This is a genomic window from endosymbiont 'TC1' of Trimyema compressum (assembly GCF_001584725.1).
Lineage (GTDB): Bacteria > Bacillota > TC1 > TC1 > TC1 > TC1.
The window spans coordinates 1334793-1352058 of the sequence record NZ_CP014606.1; the positions used below are offsets into that span (position 1 = coordinate 1334793).

At 32.6% G+C, this 17266-nt stretch carries 18 protein-coding genes and 3 pseudogenes; 1 reads left to right on the top strand and 20 read right to left on the bottom strand.

All coding sequences use genetic code 11. From position 1 onward, the window contains the following. Positions 1 to 10: 10 nt before the first annotated feature. From AZF37_RS08345 to mtnA, 20 genes and pseudogenes are all read right to left on the bottom strand, one after another. The gene (locus AZF37_RS08345) at positions 11 to 772 is read right to left on the bottom strand and encodes a TatD family hydrolase (protein ID WP_088370378.1); all 762 of its coding nucleotides are present in this window, start codon (positions 770 to 772) and stop codon (positions 11 to 13) included. Next, the gene (gene metG / locus AZF37_RS08350) at positions 772 to 2709 is read right to left on the bottom strand and encodes a methionine--tRNA ligase (RefSeq protein ID WP_088370379.1); all 1938 of its coding nucleotides are present in this window, start codon (positions 2707 to 2709) and stop codon (positions 772 to 774) included. Before metG ends, AZF37_RS08345 begins: the two co-directional genes overlap by 1 nt. Before the next feature lie 233 nt (positions 2710 to 2942). Next, positions 2943 to 3194 carry an SAM-dependent methyltransferase gene (locus AZF37_RS08355; protein WP_088370380.1) on the bottom strand — a complete coding sequence of 84 codons (252 nt, stop codon included), beginning with the start codon at positions 3192 to 3194 and terminating at the stop codon, positions 2943 to 2945. A 223-nt stretch (positions 3195 to 3417) separates the two neighbouring features. Then, on the bottom strand, positions 3418 to 3594 hold the full coding sequence (locus AZF37_RS08360) for an SAM-dependent methyltransferase (protein ID WP_088370381.1): 177 nt from the start codon (positions 3592 to 3594) through the stop codon (positions 3418 to 3420). Next, entirely contained in the window at positions 3591 to 4313 is a 723-nt protein-coding gene (locus tag AZF37_RS08365; protein WP_162474022.1) for a tRNA1(Val) (adenine(37)-N6)-methyltransferase, read from the bottom strand. Before AZF37_RS08365 ends, AZF37_RS08360 begins: the two co-directional genes overlap by 4 nt. Next, the gene (locus tag AZF37_RS08370; RefSeq protein WP_088370383.1) at positions 4306 to 4587 is read right to left on the bottom strand and encodes an initiation control protein YabA; all 282 of its coding nucleotides are present in this window, start codon (positions 4585 to 4587) and stop codon (positions 4306 to 4308) included. Before AZF37_RS08370 ends, AZF37_RS08365 begins: the two co-directional genes overlap by 8 nt. Further along, positions 4565 to 5461 carry a PSP1 domain-containing protein gene (locus AZF37_RS08375; RefSeq protein ID WP_088370384.1) on the bottom strand — a complete coding sequence of 299 codons (897 nt, stop codon included), beginning with the start codon at positions 5459 to 5461 and terminating at the stop codon, positions 4565 to 4567. The genes AZF37_RS08370 and AZF37_RS08375 overlap by 23 nt, the downstream gene beginning before the upstream one ends. A gap of 3 nt (positions 5462 to 5464) precedes the next feature. Then, positions 5465 to 6352, bottom strand: a complete 888-nt coding sequence (locus AZF37_RS08380) for an AAA family ATPase (protein ID WP_088370385.1) — start codon at positions 6350 to 6352, stop codon at positions 5465 to 5467. Further along, complete coding sequence (tmk, locus tag AZF37_RS08385) at positions 6349 to 6957, bottom strand: dTMP kinase (protein WP_088370386.1); 609 nt, start codon at positions 6955 to 6957, stop codon at positions 6349 to 6351. Before tmk ends, AZF37_RS08380 begins: the two co-directional genes overlap by 4 nt. A 127-nt stretch (positions 6958 to 7084) precedes the next feature. Then, positions 7085 to 7324, bottom strand: a complete 240-nt coding sequence (locus tag AZF37_RS08390; protein WP_483855412.1) for a DMT family transporter — start codon at positions 7322 to 7324, stop codon at positions 7085 to 7087. Between the two features lie 179 nt (positions 7325 to 7503). Then, positions 7504 to 7659 (bottom strand): EamA family transporter, encoded by a 156-nt coding sequence (locus AZF37_RS08395; protein ID WP_088370388.1) that lies wholly within the window; start codon positions 7657 to 7659, stop codon positions 7504 to 7506. Continuing rightward, entirely contained in the window at positions 7649 to 7972 is a 324-nt protein-coding gene (locus AZF37_RS08400) for an EamA family transporter (protein WP_088370389.1), read from the bottom strand. Before AZF37_RS08400 ends, AZF37_RS08395 begins: the two co-directional genes overlap by 11 nt. 23 nt (positions 7973 to 7995) lie before the next feature. After that, positions 7996 to 9288 (bottom strand): Orn/Lys/Arg family decarboxylase, encoded by a 1293-nt coding sequence (locus AZF37_RS08405; protein WP_088370390.1) that lies wholly within the window; start codon positions 9286 to 9288, stop codon positions 7996 to 7998. After that, positions 9285 to 10460 (bottom strand): trans-sulfuration enzyme family protein, encoded by a 1176-nt coding sequence (locus tag AZF37_RS08410; protein WP_088370391.1) that lies wholly within the window; start codon positions 10458 to 10460, stop codon positions 9285 to 9287. The genes AZF37_RS08405 and AZF37_RS08410 overlap by 4 nt, the downstream gene beginning before the upstream one ends. Before the next feature lie 72 nt (positions 10461 to 10532). Further along, a pseudogene (gadC, locus tag AZF37_RS08415) lies at positions 10533 to 12053 on the bottom strand (glutamate/gamma-aminobutyrate antiporter). A gap of 1 nt (position 12054) precedes the next feature. Continuing rightward, positions 12055 to 12762 carry a hypothetical protein gene (locus AZF37_RS08420; RefSeq protein WP_088370392.1) on the bottom strand — a complete coding sequence of 236 codons (708 nt, stop codon included), beginning with the start codon at positions 12760 to 12762 and terminating at the stop codon, positions 12055 to 12057. 538 nt (positions 12763 to 13300) lie between these two features. Beyond that, positions 13301 to 13558: a hypothetical protein gene (locus AZF37_RS08425; RefSeq protein WP_088370393.1), complete on the bottom strand. Its 258-nt coding sequence runs from the start codon at positions 13556 to 13558 to the stop codon at positions 13301 to 13303. A gap of 217 nt (positions 13559 to 13775) precedes the next feature. Then, positions 13776 to 13991, bottom strand: a pseudogene (locus tag AZF37_RS08430) (cytidine/deoxycytidylate deaminase family protein); the annotation flags it as partial. Positions 13992 to 14166: 175 nt separating this feature from the next. Beyond that, complete coding sequence (locus AZF37_RS08435; protein WP_245611945.1) at positions 14167 to 14853, bottom strand: MTAP family purine nucleoside phosphorylase; 687 nt, start codon at positions 14851 to 14853, stop codon at positions 14167 to 14169. Then, a pseudogene (gene mtnA / locus AZF37_RS08440) lies at positions 14853 to 15877 on the bottom strand (S-methyl-5-thioribose-1-phosphate isomerase). The gene AZF37_RS08435 and the pseudogene mtnA overlap by 1 nt, the downstream one beginning before the upstream one ends. A 196-nt stretch (positions 15878 to 16073) precedes the next feature. On the opposite strand from mtnA, the gene AZF37_RS08445 reads away from it, so the two are divergent. Further along, positions 16074 to 17255 carry a pyridoxal phosphate-dependent aminotransferase gene (locus tag AZF37_RS08445; RefSeq protein ID WP_245611946.1) on the top strand — a complete coding sequence of 394 codons (1182 nt, stop codon included), beginning with the start codon at positions 16074 to 16076 and terminating at the stop codon, positions 17253 to 17255. Positions 17256 to 17266 lie beyond the last annotated feature (11 nt).

Sequence of the window (17266 nt, forward strand, 5' to 3'; positions counted from 1 at the left end):
TCTCACCTCTCTAAATTTTAAATAATCTCTTTGTATTTTCTATAGTCTTTATTTCAACAAACCCTCTTTCCAAACCTAAAATAGCACTAATCTTATTTAGAATATAGGCTACAAACATGGGTTCATTTGTTTTTTCTCTAAATGGATGAGGCGTTAAATAAGGACAATCCGTTTCGATTAATAACTTATCTAAAGGTACCACTTTAACAACTTCTAAAGGCACTCTAGCATTCTTAAAAGTAACAGGACCTGCAATAGAAATATAGAATCCTAACTTATTAATACAAGTCAATGCAAACTCTGGAGAACCTGAAAAACAATGCATTACACCTTCTAAACCCTGGCCATACTCTAAGAGAATTTCCAGTGTATCCTCAGTGGCATCTCTCGTATGAACAACAACAGGCAAACCAAGATTTCTAGCAAGATTTAACTGCGCAATAAATACTTTTTGTTGCTCAGTTTTATCTATATTATCATAGTGATAATCTAATCCAATTTCGCCAATTCCAACAATTTTCTTTTTAGAAGCAAGATTAATAAGTTTTTGTTCAACAGCTTCATTATAGGTGTTGCTATCATGAGGATGAACACCTACTACAGCATAACAGGTTTCAAAATCCCCAGCTATTTTAGCAGCTAAAATACTGGATTCTAAATCATAGCCAGGTACGATTATTTCATTCACCCCAGCTTCACTAGCTCTATTTAGTACATCCTTAATAATTGGATATAGACGTGGATCATTTAAATGGGCATGTGAATCAATCATTAACCTACAGATGCCCCTTTCTCAATATCCCCATCAACTTTTATTAATGATAAGGTTTCTTTCCCTTTAGCAGCTAAAAGCATTCCTTCAGATAATATGCCTTTTAATTTTGCAGGTTTTAAATTAGTAACGACAACTATTTTCATATTTAAAATAGACTCTGGTGTATAATGGGGAGCAATCCCTGCTACAATTGTTCTAACAGTTTCTGCTCCTACATCTACTTGAAGCTTTAAAAGACGATCCGCTTTTTCAACTTTCTCAGCCGCTATAACTTCTCCAACCTTTAACTGGCATTTAAAAAAGTCATCAATCGAGATTAAATTATCTTTTTTCTCAGTTGCTACCTTTTCAGTTTTTTTAGGTTTGTCTGCTTTAGCTTCAGTTATATCTAAAGTTTTTAAATCAATTCTCGGGAAAAGAGGATTTCCTTTAGCAACCTTATAGCCACTAGGTCCCCGTCCAAAAACAGCATTATCAAAACGATACCATTGTTCATCTCCTAAGCCTAATTGCTTTTTAACATTTTCTTTTGTCTCAACTAAAACAGGGGATAATAATATGGTACTGATTCTAATTACTTCTGTTAAATTATATAAAATCGTACCAATTCTATCAAAATTTTCTGCCTTAGCTAATTGCCAAGGTGCAACTTCTTCAATATATTTATTGGCTCTTACAATTAATTTAAATACAGTTTGTAAAGCTGAACCTATTTCAAAATTATCCATTTTAGTTTCATAATCGCTTACTACATGTTGTGCCAATGATTCTAACACCTTATCTATCGGCTCTACTGTTATCTTTTCAGGTACAATGCCATCAAAATACTTATCAATCATCGAAATGGTCCTACTGATTAAATTACCATAATCATTAGCTAAATCATTGTTAATTCGCGTTACAAGTGCTTCCTCAGAATAATAAAAATCGGTGCCATTAAAAGGCAGCTCTCTCACTAAGAAATAGCGTAAACTATCACTGCCATATTTTTCAATTAAGGTAAATGGATCAATTACATTGCCCTTTGATTTTGACATTTTCCCACCTTCTAGTAATAGCCAACCATGACCAAATACTGTTGTAGGCAATTTAATATATGCAGCCATTAAAATAATTGGCCAAATAATTGTATGAAAACGAATAATGTCTTTTCCTACTACATGGACAATTTCATTATTGTTAACCCAAAATTTTTCATATAAAGGTCCATCATGTAAATAGTCTAATGCTGTAATATAGTTTGTTAGGGCATCAAACCAAACATAAACTACATGCCCTTTATCTATTGTAATAGGAATACCCCAATCAAAAGTAGTTCTTGAAATTGATAAATCATCTAGTCCTTGCTTAATAAAATTAATCATTTCATTTCTTCTTGATTCAGGTTGTATAAATTCTTTATGGGCATCAATATGAGCCAGTAAACGGTCTGCATATTTGCTCATCTTAAAGAAATAACTTTCTTCTTTTACTATTTCAACAGCCTTGCCACAGTCTGGACAAAGACCACCTTCTGCTTGATGTTCTGTAAAAAATGCTTCACAAGATATACAATACAGACCTTCGTACTCAGACTTATAAATATCACCCTGATCATAAATCTTTTGAAAAATAGCTTGAACAGTATCATAATGACGCTTTTCTGTTGTTCTTAAAAAATCATCATTACTGATATTCATTTTTTTCCATAAACGCTTAAAGGAAGCAATGATCATATCTGTATATTCAATTGGCTTCATAGCTTTTTCAGCTGCTGCTCTCTCTATTTTTTGACCATGTTCATCTGATCCAGTTAGGAAATAAACATCATATCCCATCATTTTTTTATACCTTGCTAATGTGTCTGTCATCGATGTTGTTAGTGCGTGACCAATATGTAATTGAGCGCTAGGATAATAAATTGGGGTTGTAATGTAAAATGTTTTTTCATTCATCTGAAAATGCCTCCTTTTTTAATATTATATAATCATAAAACTGATTTTTTTAATGGATAATATATTACAAACTTCCTTTATTGCCTCTTTACGCTTCATACCAAAAGACTCTGATTTTAATTATAATTCATATGCCACCTCTAAATCAACTGGGGCTATTTCATTTTTACCTCCAGCAACATATAAAGCCATTTCTCCCCTTGGTTTTTTAAAGTACTCCAAATTAACAATTCCTATATCGTTCCTCTTTTAACTTCTTCAAATTTCTTAGTTAGTTCACGAACTAGAGCACCTTTTCTATTGCCAATTACTTTTAGGATTGTCTCTAAATCCTCAGAAAGATTATGAGGTGTTACATAGAAAATCAAAGTACTGTCTATTAAAGCAAGTTCTTTTAAAAATTGCTGCCTATCCTTATTACTATCTATTCTTTGGTAAAAACCTGCAAAATAAAAAGTAGCTGTATTTAAACCAGAAATAACCAAACCACTTATACCAGCAACTTGGCCCTGGAATAATCTGGGGGGCTCAATACCTCCCTTAATAGCTTCCTTAATAGCTTCCTTAATAGCTTCCTTAATAGCTTCCTTAATTATTATTTCCCCTGGATCACTAATACCTGGTAACCCAGCATCAGAAATAATGGCTATTTTGCACCTTCTAATACTCGTTTAATTATACTCTGGCATTTTTTCTTTTTCATTATATTTATGATAGCTTATTAATGGTTTTTATATTAAAATGATTGAGAATCTTAATACCTTCACGAGTATCTTCACAAGCAATAACATCCATTTCTCCTAAAACCCTTATAGCCCTTAAAGTTATATCCTCTAAATTACCGATAGGTGTTCCAACAATATAAAGACCACCTTCTGTTATCATTTTATTTCGCCTCTTTCAAACAATTCTTTAGCTTCTCTACTATAAATATTGAATTCATCATAAAGTATAAATGGAGCTAAACAAGTCATGCCACCCCTATAACCTTTTTTTGCAGCAACCATTATCATAGTACTTTTTTTATGAATAAATGAATGAATGCACTTTAAAACTACTGGCTTTAACTTATATTTTTCAAGCTGAAAACATAATTCCCCCAGTCGATTACTAGGATATATTACATAGAACAAGCCTTTGCTTTTTAATAAAAAATGAGCCTTTTTAATTAAGGCTTCCATTGTATTTTTCACTTCATGTCTGGCAATTGCAATTTCCTCAACTGGAGATAAAAAGCCCTCCTCTTTTTTAAAAAAAGGAGGATTTGCAATAACTAAATCATAGGTATCTTTGTTTTTCAGATTATTCACATCATCAAAATACAGATCGCCTTTAATTTCATTTAATTTATAATTTTCTTTTGTAAGGTAATATAAATCCTCTTGAATTTCGACACCATCAATAATCCAATGGGGGTATTTTTTATGCAGCAGAAGAGGAATAATCCCAGAGCCAGTTCCAATATCTAATGCACAAACCTCTCTTTTTTCATAGTTTACAAACCCACTGATTAACAGAGCATCTACACTAAAACGATACCCTTCTTCCCATTGATAAATATGCTCTGAGTAGTTAATAGTCTCAAGATATTTTTTCCTAGTCATTAGTGAAGCCATCTGTCCTTCCAATTACATTTAAGCAAAAAAGGCAATCTTCATCCCTCATTTGTCCAAATGACTCATGACAAATGTGAAACCCCTGCTCATATAATTTAATTAAATTACCTGTGCTTTTGGATTTTTCATCTTTCTTTAAATAAGTACTAAGCTGCTCATTCTTCTGCTCTAAAACCTCCACTTGTCTTTTTAAAGCTTCAATTTCATTTTGAAATTCCAAAACTTTTTCTAGCAAGGCATTAATTTGACTCGATATTTTCATCCAATAATTCCTCTTTAACTACTTCTCTAACATCATCTTCAGTTACAACTACTTCTTCATAGCCTGCTGGTTCAAATTTAATTTCATCTAAATTAAATTTAGCAAAACCACCGTCTTCAAATGTTACTGTAACACTATTTTTAAATAGGTGATTCTTTAATACGCGACCCCTTCCATTAGGCGTTCCAATAAATGAGCCCTCCTTTGGAAACATTGCTCTGAGTTCAGTATAGCCTTCATCTTCATACTTTAAGCAACACATTAATCGACCACAAACTCCTGAAATTTTAGTTGGATTTAAAGATAAATTTTGATTTTTAGCCATTTTAATAGAAACTGCTTCAAGCTCTCCTAAAAATGAGCAACAACAAAGCTTTCTGCCACAACAACCATAGCCACAAAGTACTTTAGCCTCATCTCTAACACCTACTTGTCTCAACTCAATTCTAGTTCTAAAAACACTTGCTAAATCCTTAACTAATTCCCTAAAGTCTACTCGGCCATCTGCTGTAAAATAAAAAATGGCTCTGCCTCTATCAAATGTATATTCAACATCTAAAAGCTTCATAGGTAAATTATGCTTTTTAATTTTCTCAACACAAATAGCGTAGGCTTCCTTTTCGCCTTTTTTATTATTTAATACTTTCTTTTCATCTTTTTCGTCAGCTATCTTCAAAATAGGCTTTAAAGGCAACACTAAATCTATCTCAGGCACATTATCTTTTTTTAAGACTACCGTACCATATCCAAGACCTCTCGCAGTCTCTACAATTACATGATTATCTAATTCTATATCTAAATTATTTGGATTAAAATAATATATTTTTCCCGCTTTTTTAAAACGAACACCTGCAACATCATATGTTTTTGCCATGTTTTACACCTCCTTCATATTTTCCATTATTTTTAAAAAGCCATATTCCAAAGCATGTTTTTCATTAATATAACCATTTATTTTTCTCTGAATCTCCTCAAAGGACTTTATCATAACTTCAAAAACCTGAGCTTTTTCACGGTTATTAAAATTGAGAATATATTGCTGATTACTTTCCTTTTCATAATAGCTTAAGAGCGCTTTCAAATATGGCTTTTTTGCCAAATTCTCACATTCCTTAAAAATAGCTGGCAAATTTTTAGATTGTAATAATTTATAAAAGTCTGGAAACAATAATACATCCTCATCTCCATATTCCAGAAGTACTTTAATTTCATCGATTGTTCCTAAACTGCCAAAAGGTATTTTTTCATACCCTTGTTTTGCAAATATATCTTTTATTGTTTTTTCAGATAATGGGTTAAAATAATATTTTTCCATTCTTGAAAATAGAGTAGGCAAAATTTTATCAGGTTCACTTACGGTCATTACAAAAACAGTACCTGGGTTAGGCTCCTCTAAAGTCTTTAAAAGAGCATTGCTACTTTCCTCTGTCATTCGTTCTCCATTTTCAATAAAGATAACCCGATATGAACCTTCATAAGTTGTCATATAGCTTTCTTCAATAAGCCCTCGTACATCCCCTATTTTAAGCTTATCTCCAGAATCATAAAAGGCCATAAAATCACCAAAAGTTCCAGCATCAAAACGCCCTTCTTTTTCAGTATCACCTGAACATAATAATTCTTTAGCAAATGCTAAAGCAGTCAATTTTTTACCGATACCTTTTTTACCTACAAACAAGTAAGCATGATTGAAACGCTTATTGGCTAAAGCTCTTTGTAGTAAACGAACTGTATTGTCTTGATCTTTTATTGCTTCTAACTTCATAGGCTAATCTGCTCCAAAAATTTTTCAATAATCAATCTGTTGATGTCGGTTTCTGTTAAACGGCCATTAATTGAAAAAACACGTTTAGGCTCCCGTCTCATAATTTCCAAATAACCCTCTCGAACATCTGCCAAAAAATGGATGCCTGCTTTTTCCATACGATCCATTTTTTTTCTGTTTAAACGCTCTTCAATAATCGATAATGGGGTATCTAAAAAGAATGTTATTTCCGGTTTTGAATTTAAAATAAACTCCTGATTCATTTCAATCATTTTATCTATGCCCAATTTCCTGCCAGCCCCTTGATAGGCTATAGTAGAATCATAAAAACGATCACTAATAACAATTTTCCCCTCTTTTAAAGCAGGCAGAATAATTTTATGGTAATGCTCATTTCTAGCAGCACAATATAAATACACTTCAGTCATGGGATTAATGGGGTCATGAATATGTAGCAATAAGTTGCGAATGGCTTCTGCAAACTTAGTGCCCCCTGGTTCTCTTGTTAATAAAACACTATGTCCTTTGTTTTCTAAAAATTCTTTTAAGAGTTGCGCCTGAGTTGTTTTTCCAGATCCATCAACACCTTCAAATGTAATAAACAAGATCAATTCCTCCCACTATTAAATCCATTTAATTAAAATTGGTAAAGGTTGCCATAAGCTTTCTGGATTTTTGCCAACCCTTGCCTTTTATTATAGCATTTTTGCTATTTCAAAACAAAATATTTCTTCAACCTTCAAGGCTTACATAGGATTTATCCGACTTAGCAATTAAGAAACTTGCCACTAGAATAAAAAGAAAGCCTGCAATTTGTAAAGGCATCAATCTTTCATTTAAAACAATTGCCGCTAAAACCAATCCAATCACTGGTTCTGTATTAGCAAAAATCATAACTTCCCCTGCTTCTAAATATTTCATGCTTTTCATGAAAAAATAATTGCCAACGCCATATATTAACAACAAATTCATATCCTGACCTAATATAATTCCCCAATCATAGAAGGGAAATGCAGGTGCAATTGCTAATGTTGCAATTAAAATATAAAAAAGTTAACATTCCAACTGTCATATTTCCTACTGAGTTTTTTTACCCATTACACTAAAAACAGCATACATAATCCCTGAACCAATACCAAATAAAAAGCCCACTAAATTAAAAGAGAAACTCTACTTCCAACTGCACCAACTGCTACGGATACCGTTCCTACTATTACTAAAATAACTGCAATAAGCTTAGCTCTTGTTATTTTTTCTTTCAAATAAAAATGAGCAATTAAAACAGTAAATGCTGGATCAGTGTACATGTAAATAACACCTTGACTGGGCTCCTAAAATATTATAGCTATTAATTAACGTAAGGGCAAAAAGAGTGCCTCCAACTACACCAAACACAATCCATTGGGGCAAATCTTTTTTATCAAAATGAAGCTTTCTTCTTAAAACAATAACAATAACAGTTACTGTTACTAATCCTGCTAAAAGTTTTATACCTGTCATTATAACAGGCGCTACACCTGCAACAAGTACAGACCTTGCTAGGACACTTTGGAGTCCATAAACAAATGTAGCAATCATCACAAATGCAAATCCTTTTAATCGATTTTTATTAGTAGCCATTATTACACCATCCCTATCTTTTCTTATTTTATCACCATAATTTTGTCTTCAGATAATTGATGATTACCATGAAATGCACCTTTATTTAAAAGAATATTTTCAATAATACTAGCATCTATTATTTCCCCTGGCACTAATAAAGGTATTCCAGGAGGATAAGGCGTATAAAATTCACCACTTATTCTGCCAATAGAAGTCTCCAGGTCAACCAATATTTTACTTTCATAAAAAGCTTCTCCTGGTAATAGACAAATCTTAGGAATATGGATAGATGATTCATTTTTAGAAAATGAATCATCTAAATGCCATATTTCACTTACTTGAGAAAACACTTCCAAACAGTATTCATACATCCAAGGCTCATCATAAATTGTCAGAATGCCTAAAAGATAATGGTTCCCTTCAACCTCATAAAAAATACCTTTTTGCTTTAAATAGCTAACTAATTTATTACCTTCAATATATTGATTATATTCTATGAGTAACTTTGAAATATCATCTGTTTTAATTACTCGAAATCCCTTTATTTGATTAATTGAATCCTTAAAATTTTTCATAGCTTCATTTTTTTTCTCTAAATTACACTTATCTAAATCATCTAGTGATGTCTCTACCGAAAGAATATGAGGAAAAGATGGGCTAGTAGTCTGGTAAAAAGGTAAATATTTTTCTATCTTCCTATTCTTTGTTAACAAAACTGATGTTTGATTAAGACCCCCTAATGTTTTATGAAATGAAAAAACTTTAAACTCAATCCAACGGTTCCAAGTCAAACCCATAAAATGCAAATGGCTACCATGAGCACCATCTAAAATAGTTTTTTCACAACCTAAAAGCACCTTTAGATTTTCATAATTTTCCATAAAACCTTCATATGTAGGTGTACAAAAAACAAAAACATCCCCTTTGCCTATTTGCAATTCATAGCCCTCTGACTTAGGCGGACATAAGTAGCCCTCAGAGTTAATATGAGGCTCTAAGTAAACAGGTTGATGATTATTTTGAATTAAGCCATAATAAATAGATTGATGACTACACCTCGGCAAAACTACTTTTTTTTCTTTACCGCAATTCATTAATGTAGCCATTAACAGACCAGTTGAGCCATTAGTTCCAATATAAGCATTAGACTCTCCATAGGATATGCTTAAACGAGAGAGTAGTCCTTTAATACTACTCTCTGGCATTAACAAGTCATCAGTATCTGATAATTCAGTAACATCATAAACAGATTTACAGCCTTTATGTCCTGGCATATGAAAAGATACTTTTTCATTTTCACTGTGATTTTTTAGCATTTCTTTAACAGTAATCATTTTACTTTTGACAAGCCTTTCTCTAAATCACTTATTAAATCTTCACAATCTTCAAATCCAATAGACAACCTAATTAATGAATAATCTATACCAAATAGCGCTCTTTCTTCTCGACTATAACCTCTATGAGTCATTCTCATAGGATGTTCAACTAGGGATTCCACATCCCCTAAGCTAACTGCTAACTTAAATAAATCTAATGATTCCACTAATTGAATCGCTTGACATTCATTTTCATTTATAAGAAAGGAAACCATTCCTCCAAAGTTACTCATTTGTTTTTTTGCCAGCTCATAATCTTTAAAAGATTCTAATCCTGGATAAAAAACTTTCTTCACTGCTTTGTGCTGCTCTAAAAATTTTGCAATTGTCATAGCCGTTTTAGAATGTGCTTCCATTCTAAGACCTAATGTTTTTAACCCTCTATTAAATAACCATCCATTAAAAGGGCTCATAACTGTTCCAAAATGGCACATATATTCAAAACGAATTCTACTATCCTGTTCTTTATCTTTGCAGACAACAACGCCACCTAAAGCATCTCCATGTCCGCCAATATACTTAGTACAACTGTGAACTACAAAATCTGCCCCCTGATTTAATGGTCTTTGTAGAAAAGGAGTAGCAAATGTATTATCTACAACAATTAAAACATTTTCCCCAACTAATTCCCTGATTCTTTCAATAGAAATTATATCAAGAGTGGGATTACAAGGGGTTTCAAAATAAATAACTTTCACCGATTCGTCTAAGGCTTGCTTTACAGCTTTCTCGTCCTTTAAATTTATAAATACCCCTTCAATTCCATAGTCCAGTAATGTCTTTTTTATTAACTCATAACTACTACCATATAAAATTGAATGGGCAATCATTTTATCACCACTTTTTAGCAAAGAAAATAAAAGAGTGGCAATAGCCCCCATTCCTGAAGCAAAAGCAATACTAGAGCTCCCTTCTTCAAGTAATGTCATCCGTTCCTCAAATGCATCTAAAACAGGGTTTCTACCTCGGGTGTAAACATAATCGTTAGACTGACAAGTAAAGGCTGCTTCAGCCTCTTCTATGGAATTAAAATAGAAAGCAGAAGATAATTGAAGAGGCTCAGCAACCCCTTTTTTATAACTATAATCTTCACCATTTTTACCATTTATAGCAATTGTTTTTTTCCCCATAATCACCCTCTCCTTCTTCTAAAACTATCGTTTTATTATATCAATAATAAAGGCCGCCTACAATGACTATATTTAATTTAGAATATCGTTCTTATCAGGAATTATTTTATGTTCCCCTCTACCTCTTGGGTGAATAAAAGGATTTACTTCTTCAGCCTTAAAGTGAACTGGTTCTTTTAAATTTTTATGGGCCTTCTTATCATGAAAAAAAATAAATAACAAAAGGCAATATTAATGTAATTAAAAAACTAATAATAAGCAAAAGCTGATACCTAAAATAGCTATCTTGATTGATGCTTGATGGTGGAAAGAAAGAAATTATAAAAGCAAAAACAGAAGTAATAAATCCTGCTGAAGCAACAATAATCTTTCATAAAATACCCCCTCTAATATGGTATGCTCTTTTTAAAGTCTTCTTTTTAAAAATAAGAACAAAATAGCCAATATAAAAAAGTAAATAGGCCATAAATAAATTACTACGGTTAAAGAAATCGCCACAATAAATGATAAATTATTACCCCCCCACCCCCTAATGTTAGGACTGCTGCCCAAATTGTAACAACAATGCCCTGAACAATAATTAAGGGAATAGGCACATTTTTCTTATTTGCTTTTCTAAAAATAGGTGGCAATAAAACTTGCTGAGCGGCTGTATATATACCTCTTGCAGGACCAACAATCCAACCACTAACCTCAGCAATTACACCTAGAGAAATCAGCACAGCCATAATTCGTACTAACCAACCAAACTGTGCACCATAATGCAAGAAAAACACCTCTAACGCCTATAATATTCCTGGCCCAAAGGGTAATTGTGCCTGTGGTATAACAGCAGCAATAGATAGCCCCCCAATTGCATTAATAATAATAGCTATAATCACTAACATCAACATGACCAGTGGATATTTTTTCTGGGGATTGTCTAATTCATTAATGTAAGATGCAGGAGCCTCTACGCCCATATAAGACAAAATAAAAGAAATAAACACAACTAAAGTACCTGGATTTTTAAAGTCAGGCAACCAAGCATCTGACCCAATAGGTGTCTGTATTGGATTTCCGCCGGCTATGTAAGCAACTGATAAAATAAATAAAACCAATGCAGGTATAGCGATTCCCAAAATCAAACCAATTTTTGAGATAAGTTCTGTTCTCTTAGTACCCCCCCTAGCTGGGAAATAGTAAGACTCCAAAATATAATTAAAATTCCAATTAATTTAAAAACAGGATTCGTAGTAATTGCAGCAGGCAAATTCACAGCATAGCTTAACGCTCCTAAAATAAAATACAACATTGTTACAAATCCTACTGTTATCTGAAACCATTGAAAAAATAGCAGCAAAGCCAAACCGTTCTCCTAAAGTATTACTCACCCAAGCAAAAACCCCCTTCTTCCCAACCTTCAACAGTGGCCATTTCAGCTGAACACAAGGCAGTTGGCAAAAACCAAAGTATGCCCCCTGCTAAAAGAAAGAAAAGAAGAGCTACTCCAGATGTAGCAAATACTGGATATTCATAAACATCCATAACCATTGTAATAGTTATGGCAAAAAATCCAAATTTAGTTAATTTTCTAAGATTCTCCTTAATCATTTCACACGCCTTTCTGAGCAGTTTGGGTTACTATATCTGTTAATATATCCATATTTTCAGCTGTAAGCAAGCCCTCAATAAGAGGTCTTTCCGCTTCCTTTTCTAAATAACGTTTCCCGTAATCTAAGCCTTTTGAAACAATATTTGTTAAAGATCCCTTATTGAAAAAACAGATAACTAAAGGCCAAAATACTACAGGTAACCTGCCATTATAGCTAGTAAGCCAATCAACACTCTCCTTTGAAAGTATATAAGACTCAGAAATAAAATCACAAATCTTTTTGTTATTATTGCAATATTCATTGAGAATAAAATTCAGCCTCTGAGACTCCTTGCTTTGTCTTTCTCTAATCTTCTTATGGCGGGAAACTACCATTAAATCAGTTTCAATATCTAGATTCATTATTTTTACGTACTCCTCATATTCATTGTTAATCCAACGAATCAAACGAGCCATATCACAATAATGAACAAACCCCTTCACAGCTTTACATGCTTTTAGAAGAATTCTTTCAGATTCCTTAAAACCCCCATCTCTTACTTTAATTATTTCAAAATTATCAATTTCACTTAATTTCGCCAGCACTTTACTACTTATTCTAGAATCAATAATAATATATGCTTTTTTATAGGATTTTGAGATGCGTTTAATACTCTTCTTAAATAGATGAAACTGCAGAATTTCTGAACTATCTACCTTGGTAATCAAAGTTAGTTTTTCTCTACCATGGTCTTTCTTAAAAACTAAAAAATCTTGGAAAATTGTATTTGAGCATCGATCAAGTGCAATAAAAACTGTTACCGCAAGGGTTGCAATAAGATAATTACTACCGTCAATTCCAATTAAATCATTATAACCCCAGTATAGATAAATAGTCAGTATAAAAAATATGCAATAATTCGTCTTGCATTTCTTTCTTCAATTTTATTAGATGCAAAGTAAAGCCATAAAAAAGAAATAAAAGGAATGAATGTAATTAATAAGTATGTAGATAATTGAGGATTAATTACCTTAAAAGATAGTGTAACTAATTATAAAAATGAAATAAAGAACAAAATTTGAGGCATAATCCTCAAGCCTATAAAAACTCTGCTTAAAAAATACTTTGTCATTGAAAATCGTTCTAAGGGCTCAAATTTTCTATTAAACCACATTCTTACAAATATTGCTTCATCAAGCCATCTTTCAATTTCCCTTATAAGTTTATTTACAAATAAAATTAAAAAAGAAAATATAAAAGAGTTGACTACAAAAAGAGTTGCATTTTGAACTTTAATTTAAAAAGAATAGAAAAATTAGAAATAAATACAACGAATAATGTAAACATAAATAACATATAAATAGGTACTAAAATATTAACAGCATTATACTGGCTGTCCTTTTTAGAATTTCTCTTAATAAATCCTGATAACTGTCTTGCTAAAATTTCTGGCAAAGAGTCTTTACCAATGACAATAGGAAGCACTAATGTCACCAGCCAAAGAATCATAATAAAATAAATCATCAATAACCATCCAATCTAAAATTGACTTTACCCCATTATTTTGGCAATCCACTTTTTTAAAACTGCAACGGCTTCATTCTCTAGCGCCTTATATGGTCCCTCCACTTTAATAGTTTTTCACCACAAGCCAATAAATCATCACTATGAAAAGCTATGCCACCTGGCAAAATATTCATAACATCTTTTTTCCGCTACTACATATTTTATAGTGCCTAGGTTAAGCCCAATAAACTGCCCCAATAAACATACAACACGGTTCTACACTAGCATACAAAGTATAGTTCCACAGTTCTTCAGGAGTGTATTTCATAGAGGCTTTACGAATTAGAGTAATGGCATCATAAGCTGTTCTATCTTTAATTTCAAAAACCATATTGCCTTGTTCCATAACAATATCACCTTCTTGATTGACTAACAAACAACCAAAAGCATCATTACCCTTATTAAAAGCCTCTTATGATATTTCAATGGCTCTTTTTAAATAGTAAATATCATCTTTTCTCATTCTACTTTCCTCCAATCATTTTATAAATAGACTAATGCATCTTTACAATTACACCTTTGATTGTCCAATAAACCCTCTTTAAAAATTTCCATAAATAACTTTGTTAACGCCTTTTTTTCTCATTAACTGTATTTAAAATATCTGTAGCAGAGGCTTCTTCAACCACCATGCCTGTACACCAATTTGTAACAATACCAACAGCGCCATAACATAATCCAGCTTCCTTTGCTAAAACAACTTCAGGGACACTGGTCATTCCTACTACATGACCACCAATCTGATGATAAAATCTGATTTCAGCACTGGTTTCAAAACGCGGTCCCTCAGTACATACATATATGCCTTCACCTGCAATATTAATATTTTTTTCGTTACTTTTTTTCTGCAAAATTAAACGCATACCTTGACAGTAAGGTTCTTGCATAGATACATGGGCCACGCCATTTTCCCCTTCAAAAAATGTTGACGGTCTATTTTTAGTCATATCAATAAAGTCATTAATAAGTACTAAATCTCCAATTTTAAATTTCTCAGTCATCGAACCCACTGCTGCTGTAGTCAATACTTTAGAAACCCCTAATTCTTTCAAAGCCCAAATATTCCCTCTATAATTTACCAAATGAGGCGGTTTATTATGGGTTTTACCATGTCTAGGTAAAAATACAAAGGAAGCTCCTTCTTCTTCAATTAAATATACAAAAACCTCTCCATAAGGTGTTTTTATACATTTTTCACAACTAGAAGAAAACCCTCCATAAACTCCTGTGCCACCAACTATTGCATATTTCATTATTCGTATTTCTCCTTTTGAATGGATATTTTAAAAGGTTTCTTTAAAATTCCCTTTTCTGTTATAACGCCCGTTATATTCTCATTAGGGGTTACATCAAAAGAGGGATTAAAAACTGAAATACCGTCAGGCGCAATCTTTATACCTTCAATTTCTGTTACTTCTTTTCTATCGCTATATTCAATTTCAATTTCAGCACCTGTTTCTATTTCATAATCAATTGTCGAAGTTGGTGCTGCAATATAGAACGGAATACTAAATGTTTTTGCTAAGACAAATAATCCATAGGTACCTATTTTATTTGCAGTATCACCATTTAAAGCAATTCGATCTGCTCCAACAATAATTAAATCAATATAACCTGCTCTCATTAATATGGCTGCTCCCGAATCTGGTATTAAAGTACTAGGAATCCCTGCTTCTACTAATTCAAACGCTGTCAATCGCCCTCCTTGTAGTCGCGGTCTTGTTTCATCTGCATAAACCTGTTTGATTTTTCCCAATTCATAGGCCTTTTTAATAACACCTAAAGCTGTGCCATAGCCTCCTGTAGCCAATTGCACCTGTATTGCAATGGGTTAAAATTGTGGCTGCTTCTGGCACAATCCGACTACCAATTTCAGCCATCTTCTTATTCATTTCTATGTCTTCAGCATGAATCCTTTCACTTTCCCTTCTCAAAGCATCTGCTACCTCCTCAAAAGTTTCGTCCTGATATTTTAATAAGACACCCTTCATTCTTAATACAGCCCACTCCAAATTAACAGCAGTGGGTCGAGCTTCAATTAAGGCTTTCTCACAGTCTTCCATTGCTGCCATGGATTTTAATTCTAAAAAACCTAAATTAATACCCATATGCAGCAGTAATACCAATTGCTGGTGCGCCTCTTACTACCATATCTTTTATAGCGAATATTACTCCTTTATAGTTTTTACAGGAAAAATATTTTATCGTTTTAGGAATAGTTCTTTGATCTATTAGTGACAATGCATCCCCTATTAATTTAATACTATACCAAGCCATTCATAATCCCTCCATTTTCTCTCTGTTTATCATATCATTTTTAATTTCTTTCAACAATATTGATATTCCATAGGAAATTTATAAAAAACTTTGATTTGCTCTTTCTTTCCCTTAATAGAGTAGTTACTAATCCTTATTTTTGCTATAATTTAAGGTAAGACAAACTATAAAATCAGATTACAAGGAGATGTATTAGATGATCGAAAACTTAATGTTAAAGTCCATTAAAGACTTGCACATTATTTCCGGATTTGAAATGAAACAGAAAGCTAAAAAATATGAAGATGAAGGACACCCTGTTATTCATCTAGAATTAGGGGAACCTGATTTTGATACCCCTAAAAATATAAGAGATGCAGCTACAAAAGCTATTAATGAAGGAAAAACCCATTATGCCGCAGCTTTAGGTATGCCTGCATTTAGAGAAACCATAGCAAACTATATCAGAAAACAAAAGAATATACCTTCTGTTACTGCTAATAATATTGTAGTAACACCAGGTGCAAAACCCATTTTATTCTATACTTTTCTTTCTTTTGTTAAACCTGGTGATGAAGTTATTATTCCAAGCCCAGGCTTTTCAAATTATCAAGTTATGGCGGATATGCAACAAGCAAAAACTGTTAATCTAAAAGGAACAGAAGAAAATGGATTTAGAGTAAAAGCTAAAGGTTTATTTCCACTTGTTAACGAAAAAACTAAACTGTTAATTTTAAGTTCCCCTAATAATCCAACAGGTGCCTTAATTGAAAAAGAAGAAATGGCTAAAATGGCGGAATTCTTAAAAGATAAAAATATTGTTATTTTATCTGACGAAATATATGATCGTTTATGTTTTGACGGAAAGAAGCCTATTTCAATTGCCTCTTTCCCTAGTATGGCAGAAAAAACAATAATTGTTGATGGTTTTTCTAAATCTTATGCCATGACTGGCTGGCGCTTAGGCTACGGGGTCATGCCAGAAGCAATTGCAAAAGAAATTAACCCCCTTGTTGTTATTAGTAATTCCTGCACAGCAACCTTTACCCAAATTGCTGGCATAGAAGCTTATAGCGGACCGCAACAAGCCGTTGAAGATATGAAAGCAGTTTTTGAAAGAAGACGAAATTTATTAGTTAAGGGTTTAAATCAGTTACCTGGTGTATCTTGTCCAATGCCTGATGGTGCATTTTATGCCTTTCCTAACTTTAAATCCTATGGCATGACTAGCGATGAAATGTGTCAGTATCTACTAGAAACTGCCTATATTACTACTTTATCAGGTAGCACATTCGGGGTTGATTTAGATGGCTATATTCGTCTGTCATATGCAACAGATGAATCTATATTAGAAGAAGCTCTTAATCGTTTAGAAACAGCATTAAAAAAATTAAGATAGGATAGGTGTTA